Source organism: Undibacterium hunanense (genome assembly GCF_014284335.1).
Taxonomy (GTDB): Bacteria; Pseudomonadota; Gammaproteobacteria; order Burkholderiales; family Burkholderiaceae_D; genus Undibacterium; species Undibacterium hunanense.
The window spans coordinates 66,526-80,360 of the sequence record NZ_JACOGF010000014.1; the positions used below are offsets into that span (position 1 = coordinate 66,526).

Genomic DNA, 13,835 nt, shown 5'->3' on the forward strand with positions numbered 1-13,835 from the left:
CGGCGGGATGCAAGCATAGGGGTAAAGGAAATAATTTCCAGTTTACAGGATTTAAATATCCTATATAATGGAAATTATGGATATCAACACGATTATTGCCCGCAGGGTGCGCGACTTGCGCGATCAACAAAAGCTGTCGCTCAATGCGCTGGCCAAGCGAAGTGGCGTCAGCCGTTCGAATATTTCACTGATAGAAAGAGGCGAGAGTAGCCCCACTGCTGCTGCGCTCGACAAGTTGGCCGTGGGCCTGGGGGTGACGCTGGCTTCCCTGTTTGAAGACAGCGCGCCTGCTGCCGCGGCTGCACCAGTCTCGCGTCTGGCCGAACAGGTATGCTGGACTGATCCTGCCTCCGGCTATATGCGCCGCAATCTTTCCCCCGGCTTGCCTTCGCCCCTGCAACTTGTTGAGGTTGAATTTCCGGCTGGACAAACCGTGCGCTATGACAGTTTCCATCGCGATGTCGATATACAGCAGCAAGTCTGGATAATAGCGGGCCAGATGCACCTCTCCGTTGGGGAGCAAACCTGGGATTTGCAGACTGGCGATTGTCTTTCCATGGCGCTGGATAAGCCGATTACTTTCCATAATCCTGGAAAAATCGCGGCACGCTATCTGGTGGCGCTGTGCAAGTAGCGGCCTCTTTCAGTTTTCAACTCACGGAGTAAATCATGTCTGAGCAAGTCCACATCCAGATTCTTGACGCCGCAGCAGCGCAAGCCAGTGTAGCTGCACTGGCGGAGGTATTGACGGACTGCGTTGCCGGTGGCGCATCCGTCAGCTTCATGTGGCCTTTGCCGCGCGAGCGTGCGCTGCAATTCTGGCAGGGCGTGGTTGATGGCGTAGCGCGCAAGGAGCGCATCTTGCTGGTTGCCAGGGATGACAGCGGCGATATCACAGGCACGGTACAATTGATCACGGCCATGCCAGACAACCAGCCGCACCGCGCCGATGTCGCCAAGATGTTGGTACACAGAAAGGCACGCCGCAAAGGCATTGCACAAGCCCTCATGGCTGCGGTTGAACAAGCTGCCAAAACCGAAGGCAAGACCGTGCTGGTACTGGATACCGTCACCGGTGGTGATGCTGAGCGACTGTATGAACGTGCAGGCTGGAAAAAAGTGGGCGTGGTACCCAATTATGCCCTGATGCCGGATGGCGAATTTTGCGGGACGACTTTCTTTCATAAGCAGATATAGAAAATTCGGCAGATAGAGCGGAGTAAACCAAATGCGTATCGCGGTGATTTCAGATATACACGGTAATCTGGCTGCACTGGAAGCAGTAACTGCCGATCTGCGCTTGCGTGCTGTTGATCAGGTTGTCAATCTGGGCGACAGCCTGTCTGGCCCCTTGCTGCCAAAAGAGACGGCAGATTTCTTGATGGCGCAAGCTGGCTGGATACATCTGGCAGGCAATCATGAACGCCAGATACTGGAGCTGAATGAGCGCTCAGGCTATGGCGATACGTATGCACATCAGCAAACCACGACAGAGCAAAAAGCATGGATGGCGGGTTTGAAACCAGTGCTGCAACTGAATGCCGAGGTCTTGCTCTGTCATGGCACGCCAGCCAGTGACTCCACGACCTTGCTGCAAGTGGCGGACCGGAATGCCACCGCACAGGAAATCAAAGACAGGCTTGGACAACAAACTGCCGTCGTCATCGCCTGTGGTCACAGTCACGTAGCCCGTAGTGTGCGTACAGCAGCAGGGCAACTCATCGTCAATCCTGGCAGCGTTGGTCACCCGGCCTATGAATATGATTACCCTTACCCGCACAAGATAGAGTCAGGTTCACCCGATGCGCGTTATGCCATTCTGGAAAAGACGGAGCATGGCTGGACAGCCAGTCTGATCAATGTCCCGTATGCCTGGCAACGCATGGCAGAACTTGCGGCCTTGCATGGGCGTGAAGACTGGGTCAGTGCCTTGCAAAGTGGTTATGTGAATCAAGTCAGTCACTAAGTCAGTCACTAAGTCAGTCACTAAGTTAGACACTAAAATACTTATGAAAAATCAAAACACGGCACTCATCATTATCGACATGCAGCGTGGCATGGCTACACCTGAAGCTGGCCGTAGAAATAACCCCGGCGCTGAAGAAAATATATGCCAGTTGCTGCTAGCCTGGCGTGCGGCAGGCAGGCCAGTGGTATTTGTCAGGCACATGTCGCGCTCGCCAGCTTCCTTGTTCTGGCCAGGCCAGCCAGGCAATGAATTTCAAGAAAGTTTGCTGCCACTGACCAGTGAACATGTGGTCGAAAAAAATGTGACGGATGCCTTCGTCAATACCGGTCTGGAACGCTGGCTGCATGTACGTGCAATCAAAGACCTGGTGATCGTCGGCGTCAGCACCAATAATTCAGTCGAGGCAACAGCCCGCAGTGCTGGTAACCTGGGTTTTAACACCTCGGTCGTGGCCGATGCCTGTTTCAGTTTTGACAGGCTGGATTTGCATGGCAAGCCACAGACAGCAGAAGAAGTGCACATTAATGCACTCACCAATCTGCAAGGTGAATATGCCACCGTGCTGGATACTGCTGCGTTGCTGCACTGAAAACGCAACAAACCGTACAGCGCAACAAGCTTGAAAGAGCAAGAAATAATCTTGCTATCTTTAGAACTCATTTCATCAATAGGGGTGAGATGCGTTTGCCTCATAACGTGGGCTGGCAATGGTAAAACTATGGACGAGGCAGTCAATAGCGGGTCTATTGACAACGAGACGAATTGTCAACACCTTGCAGTCCAGCACGCGTTATGAGGCAAGCCCTACGGGAGCTGGCCGCATTTATACTTCGCGGGCGCATTGCTGTGCAAGGTTGTTACACTGCGCTTGCCAAGGCACCAGCCTTGGCTACGCAGGTTACACACCTTACGCCTTGCACTGCATCCCGAATCGCCTTGCTCGCACTCATCCCTATTTATGAAATGAGTTCTAGTATTTGCAGCGGTAATTTCCATTAAAGATTACCGCTGCCAGCATCTACCCCTGTAGGCAAAAATTTCATAAAATGCCCAGCATTGCCGCATGGGTTTGCGGATTACTTTTACTGTATGGGAAATCATCATGGCCATGGATGTCATAGACTACGAAATTTTTGGCGACGATATGCAATTCGTCGAAGTCGAACTTGACCCTGGTGAAGCAGCCATAGGTGAAGCCGGTACCATGTTTTACATGGAAGATGACATACAGATGGAAACCATCTTTGGCGATGGTTCCGCAGGACAGACCGGCATCTTCGGCAAATTGCTGGGTGCAGGCAAGCGCCTGGTGACCGGTGAATCCCTGTTCACTACGGTGTTTATGAATGCGGGCGCGGGTAAAAGAAAAGTCGCCTTCGGCGCTGCTTATCCGGGCAAAATCATTCCCATGCACCTGGATCAACTGGGCGGCACCCTGTTGTGCCAGAAAGACGCTTTCCTGTGCGCTGCCAAGGGCGTATCCCTGGGAATAGCCTTTCAAAAGCGGCTGGGCGCAGGTTTCTTTGGCGGTGAAGGCTTCATCCTGCAAAAACTCGAAGGTGACGGCCTGGCCTTTATCCATGCTGGCGGTGCCATCATAGAAAAGACCTTGCATCCCGGTCAGACCTTGCGCGTGGATACCGGCTGTGTAGTGGCTTTTACCCAGGAAGTGGATTTTGACATCAAATTTGTTGGCGGCGTTAAAACTGCCCTGTTCGGTGGTGAAGGCATATTCTTTGCCCATTTGCGTGGCCCCGGCAAGGTCTGGCTGCAATCTCTGCCTTTGGCGCGCCTGGCAAACCGCATAGTGGGCGCATCGCAAATCGGCGGAGGCAAAGGTGGCGAACAAGGTTCGGTACTTGGTGGCTTGGGTAATCTTTTTGAAGATAAATAAATTAGGACTTACGCAAAACCGCCCCAGCTGCGTTGCCGCTCCTCTCCTAGGAGCCGCGTACTATTCGTACTGTCTTCGTCGCTACGGTGCAGTCGGGGTTTCAGACAACATGTTGTCTGCCGACGAAACGAACCTCCCTTGCAAGGGAGGTTTCCTAAAAGCGATAGTCTTGCTGGGACAATTTTGCGTAAATCCTATAGATAAATTGGCGTGCTTACTGGCGTAACTGCCTTCCAGTTTCGCTATCGAGTTACGGGAAGTGTTGGCAGCGCCGCTTTGCCAACACTTCAGCCGGCACTTTTCTATATTTCTTCGCCAATATTCCATCATATCTGGGGATGCGGTTTTCCCCTGTCAATGTTGAATCGCCAGATAGTGCGATTCCCATCTGTTTTTTCGAAAACCCGTATCAGGACTGACGCAAAATTGTCCTGACAAGGGATCTACATGCGCTGCCTTCTCTGATCAATACGCTGCGGCGGAGCGGGATTCCAGTTCATTCTGAGGATGGGCTTGCCTGCAGATTCCTATGTTAGTCAGCGTACAGAAGAAATTTCATCCCCTGTATAAATTACTCTTACTTTAATCAATTGACCTATATCGTTTGCAATAGCACCGATATCCACATTGAAAGAAGTGCAGAAATCTTTTCGATAGAAACAATTAAACAGGAGTTTCATGATGAATTCAGATCAGATCAAAGGCGCAGCAAAAAAAGTGGTCGGTAAAGTCCAGCAGGAAGGCGGCAAACTTGTTGGCAGCAAGGAACAGCAAGTCAAGGGCGCAGCCAAACAGGTAGAGGGCAGCATGCAAGAGGCGCTGGGCAACATCAAGGAAGTATTCAAGAATGATCGGAAACATTAAGAGCCATTCTTAAGGAGCCATTCCTAACCTGCAAAACCTTGCGCTTACCGGGCTTGTGCAACAGAGATGATGCAAAAGCCCTGCAGTTTTCTGGCCGTATTAGTCAAGTCGCTTATTCAGCATATTCACAATAACTCAAAAAAGGTGGGCCAGAGCGATGGACATGCCTATGCCAGATATTCCCTCTGAAACGGACGACAGCGACAACCGGCAGACTGGCCGTTCTGTGGTTGCCGAGATAAAAGCAGTGGCACCTGCTGAAGCGCAACCGCAATTATTTCCTGGTATTCATGTGAATGCCCGTGGCGTTGCCTTGACCATACTGGCAACCGTCGCCTTCTTTTTTGCGCTGAGTGCCGCGCAACGTTTTTTCATTCCCCTGGTTTTTGGTATCCTGGTGGCCTACACCCTGTCTCCGCTGGTTGATGCCTTGCAACGCTTGCGTGTACCGCGAGTGATCGGCACCACGGTGGTCATGATCAGCATGTTGACCATCCTTGTCACGCAGATTAGCTCATTGCACACTGAATTTGATGCCATTCTTGACCAGTTACCCGTCGCGACGCGAAAATTTTCCGGTGAAATGAGCAAGTTGCAAATCGGCCAAACTGGTTTGATGCAAAAAATGCAGAAGGCAGCCACTGAAATAGAAAAGGCAACCAGCCAGGCGACAACAGGCATTCAGCCCAACGTTAAGAAAGCGGTGGTCAGCGAAACACCTGTACTGAAATTGCGTGAACTGTTGCTGGCTGGCTCACTCGGCATTATGAATTTGCTGGGACAGGCCATCATGACCCTGTTTCTGATTTTTTTCCTGCTGTTGTCCGGTGACAAGTTCAAGCGCAAGCTGGTCAAGATTACCGGCCCCTCGCTGACACAGAAGCGCATCACTGTACAAATCCTGAGCAAGATCAATACCTCGGTGCAGCAATATATGTTCATGTTATTGATCACCAACGGTTTACTGGCTTTGTTGAGCTGGATCGCGTTTCATCTCATGGGGCTGGAAAACGCCGGTGCCTGGGCGGTGACCAGTGGTCTGCTGCATATCATTCCTTACTTCGGCTCGCTGTTGATGGCCCTGGCAGTCTGTCTGGTTGCCTATGTACAGTTTGGTACCATCTCCATGGCCTTGCTGGTAGCAGGTATCTCGATCGCAATTGCGGCACTGGTGGGCACGGTGGTCACTACCTGGATGACAGGACGCATCACCCGTATGAATACTGCCGCCGTCTTTATCTCACTTTTGTTCTGGGGCTGGTTGTGGGGTGCCTGGGGTCTGTTGCTGGGGGTGCCGATTATCGTTATCGTGAAAGTCGTCTCTGAGCATATTGATGGCATGCAAACCGTTGCCGAGCTATTGAGTGAATAGGTGGGTGCAGTGAGCAAAAAAATAGTCATTCCCCTCAGGGAATGACTATCTGGTTTTCAGGATATGAATGACGCCGCAGCTTAGTTGTAGAGCTTAGTTGCAGAGCTTAGTTCCGGTACACGTAGTTGTTTTTCACATACACACGATTGCCGACACGCAGGTCGGCAATATTGTCTTGTACCACTGTCTGATAGACGCCATTGTCCAGACGCACGCTGATTTGATAGGCTTCACGCACTTGCTGGTTACGGTTGTTCTTTTCTATGTTATTGCCGACGACGGCACCACCAACAACGCCAGCGGCAGTAGCCAGCGTATTGCCGGTACCACCACCAACCTGATTACCCAGAATACCACCAACAATACCGCCTACTATGGCTCCTGCACCTGGTCCCTTGTTCTCGCTCGACATCTGCACGATCTGTATCGATTCAATCATGCCGTAGTTGCTGTAGTCTCCCTGTGAGGTCGGGTAGACCGTTGTTGTTGATGGGGAGCTGCTGCATGCGCCCAGCAGTACAGACGCAGCAATGCTCACAGCGATGGTAGTTTGCCTGCAGATATTCATGATCATTCTCCACTGTTGTTAACGTGAAAAAATATAGCTTTCGCCAGCATGTTTATCGGTGCGATAACGAACGTTCGCCTGCATGAATGATTATTCTGCTGAGAGGACTACAGGGAGCTGAGGTCTGCTGTAGGACTACTCCCACATAGTACGGCGCTGTCAGCGTACAAACGCTTGCCGGACTGTCTGATGCCTGTTTCAAAGATAAAAAACTATAGTGTACTTAACCTGACGCACATCGAGAAATGAGCCGATGTCGATACCAGGAAAATAATGCTGTGTAGATGTCTTTGAAAAGAGGAGCAATAATGAATACCACGCAAACACGGGTTTCAATGGTCGCACATCCAGCACTGACTTCTGGTGCTACGCTGCATCGCAGATATTCAGTAGACTATACTCCGGCAGCGAGGACAGACCTTGGCCTGCTGGATGACGGCATACAAAATGATATCCTGGCGGCTTTGCCTGAAGATGAACTTGCATTCCTCTTGCCACATCTGGAATTGGTGCAGTTACCTTTTGATAAAGAGCTCTATGAATACGGTGCCAAATTGTCCCACGTGTATTTTCCGGTTACAGCCGTGGTTGCCTTGCTGTACGTACTGGCAGATGGGGATGTCACTGAAATCGGCGTGACAGGACATGAAGGTTTGCTTGGTATCTCGGTGGTGATGGGCGAACGTGCTCTGGGTACAGCGATGGTGCAATGCGCCGGCAGCGCCTACAAACTGAAAGCCTCGGTATTGAAGGAAGCCTATGCAAGGGGCGGGAAACTGCAGCAGATATTGATGCGTTATACCCAGGCCCTGTTTGCCCAGATGGCACAAAACTCCGTGTGCGGACGTCACTATTCGATTGATCAGCAATTGTCGCGCTGGTTGCTTGACAGGCTGGATCGTCTGTACAGCAATGAATTGAAAGTGACCCAGGAAATGATAGCCAACATGCTGGGCGTACGTCGTGAAAGCGTTACTGAAGCCGCAGGTAAATTACAGCTTGAAGGCCTGATCCAGTACAAGCGTGGCAATATCACCGTGCTGGATCGTGAAGGACTGGAAATGCATGCGGGCGAGTGCTATCGTGTGTCCAAACAGGAATTTGACCAGATACTGTCTACCGGCATGTTGCGCTAAATATGCCCGCTGGCCGACAGGCACTCAGGACAATGTAATGCAAAACCCCGCTGGCAACAGCGGGGTTTTTTATGTTTTACTGTTCTTTAAAAGGGATGAAGGTTTCCGTGACCGTGCCCCGGTTGTTCGGGCCGGATTTGACAGAAAAACTGCCCCCCAGCAGCAGGGCACGTTCACGCATTCCCAATATGCCATGGGTTTTTGGTTTGCTGATGGCATCAGTCTGTATGCCTATGCCATTGTCAAGAACCTGCAGCCACAAGCCTTGTTCTGTGCGTTTCAGGCTGATCTTGACTTCAGTGGCCTTGGCGTACTTGACAACATTGTTCAGCGATTCCTGGGTAATGCGGAACAGGGCAATCGACCAGGCTGGATCGATGGTATCAAAATCTTCTGTAATGTCTGCCGCGTAAGCGATGCCGGCAATCGCCGTCACTTCTTCACAATAGTGTTGTATCGAGGCAGACAGGCCCAGATTATCCAGCATACTGGGGCGCAGGTCTTCTATGATGCGGCGCTTCAGATCAACCGTGTCCAGCAGGGCACGTTTGGTTCTTTGTAACTGTTTTGCCAGCTCGGGTTCCTTGTCCTTGAGTTTTTCAGTGACGACCGAAATATCCATGCTGATCGCTGTCAGATTCGAGCCCATTTCATCATGCAGTTCACGTGCCAGTTTGGCTTTCTCTTTTTCGGAAACATTTAACAGGTGATGCGACAAGACAGACAATTGTTCGGTGCGTTTTAATACTGTGGATTCAAGATTGTCGTTGGCGGTCTTCAGCGCATTTTCTATGCCGCGCTGCTTATAGAAGCTCCGGTAGATCAGGCGATAAAACAAAATCAGTACCAGTAGTGCAATAGCATTGGTTGCCGTACCAAAAAAGAGCGCATCCTGGTATTCGGTGTACGACAGCTGGCGTCTGGCTGCCAGGGCTTCATTTTCTTCCTTTTCCATGATGATATCGAGTAGCCGGATTTCATCCATGACATCGCGGCCCTCACCCACTTTCGCCAGTTCTATGATGCCGGTCAGGCCAAATTCTTTATATGTTGCAAGACCATGCTCAAATACCCTGGCCTTGCTGTCGTAGAGCTTGCGCAGTTCTGCCAGGTTTTTGATTTGTGAAGGATTGTCCTGCAACAGCTTGTCAAGTTCCCTGAAGTCACTTTCCAGCTTGCCCCTGGCTATTTCCCAGGGGCGCATATAGACTTCATTGCCGGACATGAAATAGCCGCGCAGACTGCTTTCAGAATCCATGATCAGCAGGTTGATGTCCTTGAGCTTGTCTTTTACACTCCAGTTATGTTCCATCCAGTCATTGTTGGCCTTGAGCTTTTCCAGATTCTGGTACGAGGAATAGGCGTTGCCAATCAAAATGAAAAGGCAGATCATGAATAAAAACGTGATGTACAGAGGTATCGACGTGGATGTGGTTTTTTTCAAGAAAATTTCCTCAAGAAGTGGCTGAAATGCGCATTCCATTGCTGCTGAAGATAGACATGGTAATGCAGATCTGCATCCGTTTTTTCTTTTAAGCCGGAAAATCTGGCTTGATCTGACTTGTTCACCAGCGATGAAAACAATACCTCAATTGATAAATTATGTGTCGTAAATTTTGTGAGATTTTATTTCGCCCCGGAAAATCCGTGACGTAGGTCTTCTCCTACAAATTATTCCGCGAACGCTTATTGCTAATCAACTGTAGTCTCCTTAAAATGAATTCCATTGACGCCGCATGAGCAATGTGGATGGTCTTATCACTGTTAAGCTTCAGTTCCCAATAGTTTGGAACAAAATGGACGACAAGAAAAAATTGAAAGTATTTTTAATCGAAGATGCACAAAGAATTCGTTCAGTGCTGATTGAGGTGTTGCAGCAGACTGAAAATGTGGAAGTCATCGGTTTTGCAGAAAGCGAAGAAGAGGCTTTGAGCAAGTTGCGTTCTATCGAATGGGATGTCGCCATAGTGGATATCAGCTTGCGTGAAGGCAGCGGCCTGGCTGTCTTGTCCGGCCTGAAAAATGATGGACGTCCTTATGGATCACGCCTGGTGTTTACCAGCAACCCCAGCAACGCACTGAAAACCCGCACCATGTCACTCGGAGCCGAAGGCTTTTTTGACAAATCCCGCGAAATGGATCACCTGGTTGACCATATCCAGGCCCTGGCTCACTAAAACCGGCTGTTCCAGCCCGCAGTTTTATTTAAGCGGCGATATCACCTTGATGTGTTTATTCGAGCAAATTATTCTTCATCGCATAGTACGTCAGATCACTGTTTGATTGCAGGTTCATTTTTTCCATCACGCGGGTCCGATAGGTGCTGATGGTTTTTACGCTGAGCGACAGAGTCACGGCAATGTCAGATACGCATTCACCCTTGGCCAGTCTTAAAAATACCTGGAATTCACGGTCAGACAGTTCCGTATGCATGGCAGTATCGGCATTGCGATCAAAGCCCTGCGCCAGGATCTCTCCTACGTCTGCACTGACATAACGACGGCCGGTTGAAACCGTACGTACAGCCTTGATGAGCTCATCTGCATCACATTCCTTGTTCAGATAACCATTCGCTCCCATACGCAAGAGGTTCACGGCATACTGCTGCGCAGGATAGCCACTCATTATCAGGATAGGCAACTCTGGCTGCCCCTGCTTGATGGTCCGCAAGGTATCAATACCGCTTTGGTCAGGCATGCTGATATCCAGCAGCATGACGTCACAGGCTTCTTTTCTGGCGATTTCAAGGGCTTCACGCCCGGTCGAGGCTTCTGCAACCACCTCGAAATCACTGACTCCTGAAAATATCTGCTTGAAACCGGCCCGCACAATTTGATGGTCGTCACAGACTGCGATACGTATCATTTTTTTCCTAGAAAGGTAAGAGCGCACAAAATTATGCCCGCCTGTCGGCTGTAAGGGCTAAAACAGAAGCGAAAGACGGTTTCCCGCCTGTCAGGGCAAGCTAAGTGTAAGGCACGCTGTTTTCAACTGTAATATCTCATTAGTTTCAATAAGGCATCAGAACTGTGCTGCACGTCATGCGTTTATGTTGACAGCATAGCACCTGAACAAAATATATGGGGGGAAGTGAGCATATCAAGGCTATGTTGCTCATGGAAACTGGCAGGATAGGTGTAGTCCTGGGATATGGGTGTGTGGGGTGCGTGGCGTCCGTGGCCTCCATGCGCTGTAGCCTCTGTTGCTTCCTGAGGATACAGCGGCGAGCTGGAGACGGGGGCAGGGTGATTGAGCAGATTAAGCTCGCAAGCGTCGCGCAAGGCTATACAGCACCTGTATCTTTATTCTCAGCCTTGGTGCTGGTTTTTGGCGGCAGATTGCCACCTTCGCCTTCCCAGGTGCTTAACTCGGTTTTGTGTAATTTCTTGGCGACATGTTTTTCGCGGTGCAGTGTCTTGCTGACCGCAGTCAGCAGCGCCAGACTGGCAAGACCGGCCGCAAGGAAGAGGTGTTTGGTAGCGATCATGTTTTTCTCCAAAAAGAGTAGTTCGTTAAGAAGTACGTTCAAAATGATCCAGGATCAGGACCCTGAGACCGAAGTAAGGTTATTTTGCTGGCGTTTGATGCACTGCCTGATCACCTTTTGCGCATCACTGATGACGAGCTGGCATCTGGCATTCGTCAGCATCTGATAGCCGCTGGCGCGAAGTTGTTGCTTACCAAGCAGGTTGCCCACACCCAGGCGCAATGCGCCATGCATAAAAAATATTCCACTTTTAAATAGACATGTATTCATTGCGATTTCTCCAGAAGATCGGTGAATCCTGATATATGCGGTAAACCCGCCGTAGGTTGCCAGTAAGTCTTTATCTGCCAGCGTGCAGCTGTATCTGTTTTCGACTTGGAATCCATACTAGCATCGGCCCCGGGCGCTCCCATATAGGACACGAGCGTCTGCATTTGTAGGATTAGATGAAGTAATGCAGCGCCCGGCATGGGCATGTCATGACGACAGGATGACCGGTCTGCGATGTTGGCTGGAAGGTGGCAGGGGAATTACATTCGCTTGAGCGAGGCGACTTACGGACGCTATGGAAAACAGCGTGAAGACTTTTCGGTACTCAGGGGATGAATATGTAATAGCCACCAAATCTGGTGGCTATTACGTTCTTCATTTATGTCCTCAATGTATGTTTTTCATTGCAGTACCGCCCGCTTGCGGGCACAGGCTTAATTTGCTGAAGCGACCTGCACCTTTACACTTTGTGTCAGCGCTGCGGCATTAAAGGTATCGCAGCAAATTTCGCTTGATGTACGTGAGCGATAATCATGGATGAACTGATCAAAACTGCCGGTTTGTGAACTCTCCATGGCAGCCTGTTCTGCCAGTGATTGTTCAGCCATTTTGGTGTACAGGGCCAGTTGATCGGCAGCAGGAGGATGGGCGCGGAATCCATCGGCCAGCACCTTGCTTTGTTGCAATGCAAACTGAGTGAAGGAATTATTCGATGCGCGTATTGCTGCCAGTACTTTGGCAGATGGTGTCAGTTCAGGATCGATCAATTTTTCACGCTGGACCTGCAGGGTTTGGGCGTGGCTGTCATCACCACGCTGGGCATCCAGCAGGGCGGCTACCGGTGTAATTTTCTCCAGCAATTCCCTGCTCCAGTCTTGCAGCGAGATAGCCTGACCCCGACGTGACAACATCAGGCCAGGACGACGCCCCTGTTTCACGGTGAGTGCAAAATTGTCGACATTTTCATCGCCTTCGGTCTGATTTGTCAGTGGACTGTCATCCAGGGCACAGAACAGCAGGAAGGCATCGAGGAAACGGGAAGTTTCCAGACTGATGCCCAGTGGGTCGAAGGGATTCACGTCCATGCAGCGCACTTCTATGTACTGCACGCCACGTGCACACAGGGCTTCAATCGGGCGTTCGCCGGTTTTGATGACGCGTTTGGGGCGTATGGTGGCGTAAAACTCGTTTTCAATTTGCAGCACATTGGTATTGATCTGTACCCATTCCCCATCCTGTTGCGTCCCTATTTTTTCATATTCAGGGTAAGGCTGGCGTACCGCCAGCGACAGGCTGCGCATGTATTCCAGCAAGGTGTTATAGGGCGGCACCAGGCCAGCCTGGGCGTTGTTCTGGTAGCCCAGGTCGCTCATGCGCAGACTGGTGGCATAGGGCAAGTACAGTGTATCGTCTGACAGGGTATCCAACTGGTGTGGGCGGCCACGCAGGAAAGGCGTGGACAGTGCTGGTGATGCACCAAACAGATACATCAGCAGCCAGCTATAGCGATGGAAATTGCGTATCAGCGCGATATAGTTTTCCGACTGCACGTAGGTGGGCGTGCCGGGCGTCTGTTCTGCCTGCTGCAAAACCTTCCACAAATCTTCCGACAGCGAATAGTTGTAGTGGATACCGGCGATGCATTGCATGCTTTTGCCATAGCGTAAGGCCAGCCCGCGCCGGTATACATGCTTGATCATGCCTATGTGTGAATTGCCATACCAGGCAATCGGGATATCTTTTTCTTCCGGCAGGGCGCAGGGCATGGACTGGTGCCACAGCATCTCATTGCCCATGACGGTGTAGGCAAAGCGGTGGATATTGTCCAGCTCTTCCAGCGCCGTGGCGATGTCAGGTTCTGCCGGGGTAATGAATTCCAGCAGGGATTCCGAATAATCGGTTGTAATTTGCGGATTGGTCAGCGCCGAGCCCAGTGCCGGTGGATGTGGTGTCAAGGCCAGCTTGCCATCGGCATGCACACGCAGGGTTTCCCGCTCTATACCGCGCAAGCCCCGGGCAAGCAGAGGACGATTTGCTTCACTGTCAAGTAGTGCCAGACGTTGGTTTAGCAGAGTGCTCACGGTGTGTTCCTTCAAGATTCAGTTGTCTTTGCAATCACATTTGCAAAAAATATCGAGCAAGCATATCCGAAAAATGAAAATGACATACGAGGCCACTCAAATTTCAGATGGAAACTTTCTGAATAGTAAAACAGTCATATGAAGGCATGATTTCATACACGGGAAATCCCGCGTTGCAGCAATATGCAAAAAGA

At 50.6% G+C, this 13,835-nt stretch carries 16 protein-coding genes; 9 read left to right on the top strand and 7 right to left on the bottom strand.

Annotated elements, in window-relative coordinates; translation table 11 throughout:
- The first annotated feature begins 76 nt into the window (after positions 1 to 76).
- The 5 genes from H8L32_RS22310 to H8L32_RS22330 all read left to right on the top strand — a co-directional run bounded on the left by H8L32_RS22310 (position 77) and on the right by H8L32_RS22330 (position 3,863).
- The gene (locus tag H8L32_RS22310) at positions 77 to 634 is read left to right on the top strand and encodes a helix-turn-helix domain-containing protein (RefSeq protein WP_186949542.1); all 558 of its coding nucleotides are present in this window, start codon (positions 77 to 79) and stop codon (positions 632 to 634) included.
- A gap of 35 nt (positions 635 to 669) precedes the next feature.
- The gene (locus H8L32_RS22315) at positions 670 to 1,197 is read left to right on the top strand and encodes a GNAT family N-acetyltransferase (RefSeq protein WP_186949544.1); all 528 of its coding nucleotides are present in this window, start codon (positions 670 to 672) and stop codon (positions 1,195 to 1,197) included.
- A 31-nt stretch (positions 1,198 to 1,228) separates the two neighbouring features.
- Entirely contained in the window at positions 1,229 to 1,966 is a 738-nt protein-coding gene (locus tag H8L32_RS22320) for a metallophosphoesterase family protein (RefSeq protein ID WP_186949546.1), read from the top strand.
- Between the two features lie 43 nt (positions 1,967 to 2,009).
- A complete protein-coding gene (locus H8L32_RS22325; protein WP_186949548.1) occupies positions 2,010 to 2,558 on the top strand; it encodes a cysteine hydrolase family protein in 549 nt (182 codons plus the stop codon).
- A gap of 513 nt (positions 2,559 to 3,071) precedes the next feature.
- Positions 3,072 to 3,863 (top strand): TIGR00266 family protein, encoded by a 792-nt coding sequence (locus tag H8L32_RS22330; protein WP_186949550.1) that lies wholly within the window; start codon positions 3,072 to 3,074, stop codon positions 3,861 to 3,863.
- Positions 3,864 to 4,399: 536 nt separating this feature from the next.
- Here H8L32_RS22330 and H8L32_RS22335 read toward each other — a convergent pair.
- Positions 4,400 to 4,543: a hypothetical protein gene (locus H8L32_RS22335; protein ID WP_186949552.1), complete on the bottom strand. Its 144-nt coding sequence runs from the start codon at positions 4,541 to 4,543 to the stop codon at positions 4,400 to 4,402.
- A gap of 1 nt (position 4,544) precedes the next feature.
- Here H8L32_RS22335 and H8L32_RS22340 point away from each other — a divergent pair, with 1 nt between their 5' ends.
- Together H8L32_RS22340 and H8L32_RS22345 are read left to right on the top strand one after the other, a co-directional pair.
- Entirely contained in the window at positions 4,545 to 4,727 is a 183-nt protein-coding gene (locus H8L32_RS22340) for a CsbD family protein (protein ID WP_186949554.1), read from the top strand.
- 169 nt (positions 4,728 to 4,896) lie between these two features.
- Complete coding sequence (locus H8L32_RS22345) at positions 4,897 to 6,099, top strand: AI-2E family transporter (RefSeq protein WP_186949556.1); 1,203 nt, start codon at positions 4,897 to 4,899, stop codon at positions 6,097 to 6,099.
- A gap of 106 nt (positions 6,100 to 6,205) precedes the next feature.
- Here the strand turns inward: H8L32_RS22345 and H8L32_RS22350 are convergent, their stop codons facing one another.
- Positions 6,206 to 6,667 (bottom strand): glycine zipper 2TM domain-containing protein, encoded by a 462-nt coding sequence (locus H8L32_RS22350; RefSeq protein ID WP_186949558.1) that lies wholly within the window; start codon positions 6,665 to 6,667, stop codon positions 6,206 to 6,208.
- 308 nt (positions 6,668 to 6,975) lie between these two features.
- On the opposite strand from H8L32_RS22350, the gene H8L32_RS22355 reads away from it, so the two are divergent.
- Positions 6,976 to 7,803, top strand: a complete 828-nt coding sequence (locus H8L32_RS22355; protein ID WP_230412362.1) for a Crp/Fnr family transcriptional regulator — start codon at positions 6,976 to 6,978, stop codon at positions 7,801 to 7,803.
- A gap of 76 nt (positions 7,804 to 7,879) precedes the next feature.
- Here the strand turns inward: H8L32_RS22355 and H8L32_RS22360 are convergent, their stop codons facing one another.
- A complete protein-coding gene (locus tag H8L32_RS22360) occupies positions 7,880 to 9,247 on the bottom strand; it encodes a sensor histidine kinase (RefSeq protein ID WP_186949560.1) in 1,368 nt (455 codons plus the stop codon).
- Positions 9,248 to 9,599: 352 nt separating this feature from the next.
- Between H8L32_RS22360 and H8L32_RS22365 the strand changes: the two genes are divergently transcribed.
- Positions 9,600 to 9,980, top strand: a complete 381-nt coding sequence (locus H8L32_RS22365; protein WP_186949562.1) for a response regulator — start codon at positions 9,600 to 9,602, stop codon at positions 9,978 to 9,980.
- 55 nt (positions 9,981 to 10,035) lie between these two features.
- On the opposite strand, the gene H8L32_RS22370 is transcribed toward H8L32_RS22365, so the two are convergent.
- The 4 genes from H8L32_RS22370 to gshA all read right to left on the bottom strand — a co-directional run bounded on the left by H8L32_RS22370 (position 10,036) and on the right by gshA (position 13,641).
- A complete protein-coding gene (locus H8L32_RS22370; RefSeq protein WP_186949564.1) occupies positions 10,036 to 10,668 on the bottom strand; it encodes a response regulator in 633 nt (210 codons plus the stop codon).
- A gap of 418 nt (positions 10,669 to 11,086) precedes the next feature.
- Positions 11,087 to 11,290 (bottom strand): hypothetical protein, encoded by a 204-nt coding sequence (locus H8L32_RS22375; RefSeq protein ID WP_186949566.1) that lies wholly within the window; start codon positions 11,288 to 11,290, stop codon positions 11,087 to 11,089.
- A gap of 54 nt (positions 11,291 to 11,344) precedes the next feature.
- Complete coding sequence (locus H8L32_RS22380) at positions 11,345 to 11,524, bottom strand: hypothetical protein (RefSeq protein WP_186949568.1); 180 nt, start codon at positions 11,522 to 11,524, stop codon at positions 11,345 to 11,347.
- 470 nt (positions 11,525 to 11,994) lie between these two features.
- Positions 11,995 to 13,641, bottom strand: coding sequence for a glutamate--cysteine ligase (gshA, locus tag H8L32_RS22385; protein WP_186949569.1), 1,647 nt, complete (start codon positions 13,639 to 13,641; stop codon positions 11,995 to 11,997).
- Positions 13,642 to 13,835 lie beyond the last annotated feature (194 nt).

Excerpts from the sequence above, each read along its gene's own strand:
- H8L32_RS22380 (WP_186949568.1), bottom strand. The coding sequence starts at position 11,524 with ATGCATGGCGCATTGCGCCTGGGTGTGGGCAACCTGCTTGGTAAGCAA.
- H8L32_RS22340 (WP_186949554.1), top strand. The coding sequence starts at position 4,545 with ATGAATTCAGATCAGATCAAAGGCGCAGCAAAAAAAGTGGTCGGTAAA.
- H8L32_RS22345 (WP_186949556.1), top strand. The coding sequence starts at position 4,897 with ATGCCAGATATTCCCTCTGAAACGGACGACAGCGACAACCGGCAGACT.
- H8L32_RS22315 (WP_186949544.1), top strand. The coding sequence starts at position 670 with ATGTCTGAGCAAGTCCACATCCAGATTCTTGACGCCGCAGCAGCGCAA.
- H8L32_RS22375 (WP_186949566.1), bottom strand. The coding sequence starts at position 11,290 with ATGATCGCTACCAAACACCTCTTCCTTGCGGCCGGTCTTGCCAGTCTG.
- H8L32_RS22320 (WP_186949546.1), top strand. The coding sequence starts at position 1,229 with ATGCGTATCGCGGTGATTTCAGATATACACGGTAATCTGGCTGCACTG.
- H8L32_RS22325 (WP_186949548.1), top strand. The coding sequence starts at position 2,010 with ATGAAAAATCAAAACACGGCACTCATCATTATCGACATGCAGCGTGGC.
- H8L32_RS22330 (WP_186949550.1), top strand. The coding sequence starts at position 3,072 with ATGGCCATGGATGTCATAGACTACGAAATTTTTGGCGACGATATGCAA.
- H8L32_RS22370 (WP_186949564.1), bottom strand. The coding sequence starts at position 10,668 with ATGATACGTATCGCAGTCTGTGACGACCATCAAATTGTGCGGGCCGGT.
- H8L32_RS22335 (WP_186949552.1), bottom strand. The coding sequence starts at position 4,543 with ATGAAACTCCTGTTTAATTGTTTCTATCGAAAAGATTTCTGCACTTCT.
- H8L32_RS22365 (WP_186949562.1), top strand. The coding sequence starts at position 9,600 with ATGGACGACAAGAAAAAATTGAAAGTATTTTTAATCGAAGATGCACAA.
- H8L32_RS22355 (WP_230412362.1), top strand. The coding sequence starts at position 6,976 with ATGAATACCACGCAAACACGGGTTTCAATGGTCGCACATCCAGCACTG.
- H8L32_RS22350 (WP_186949558.1), bottom strand. The coding sequence starts at position 6,667 with ATGAATATCTGCAGGCAAACTACCATCGCTGTGAGCATTGCTGCGTCT.
- H8L32_RS22310 (WP_186949542.1), top strand. The coding sequence starts at position 77 with ATGGATATCAACACGATTATTGCCCGCAGGGTGCGCGACTTGCGCGAT.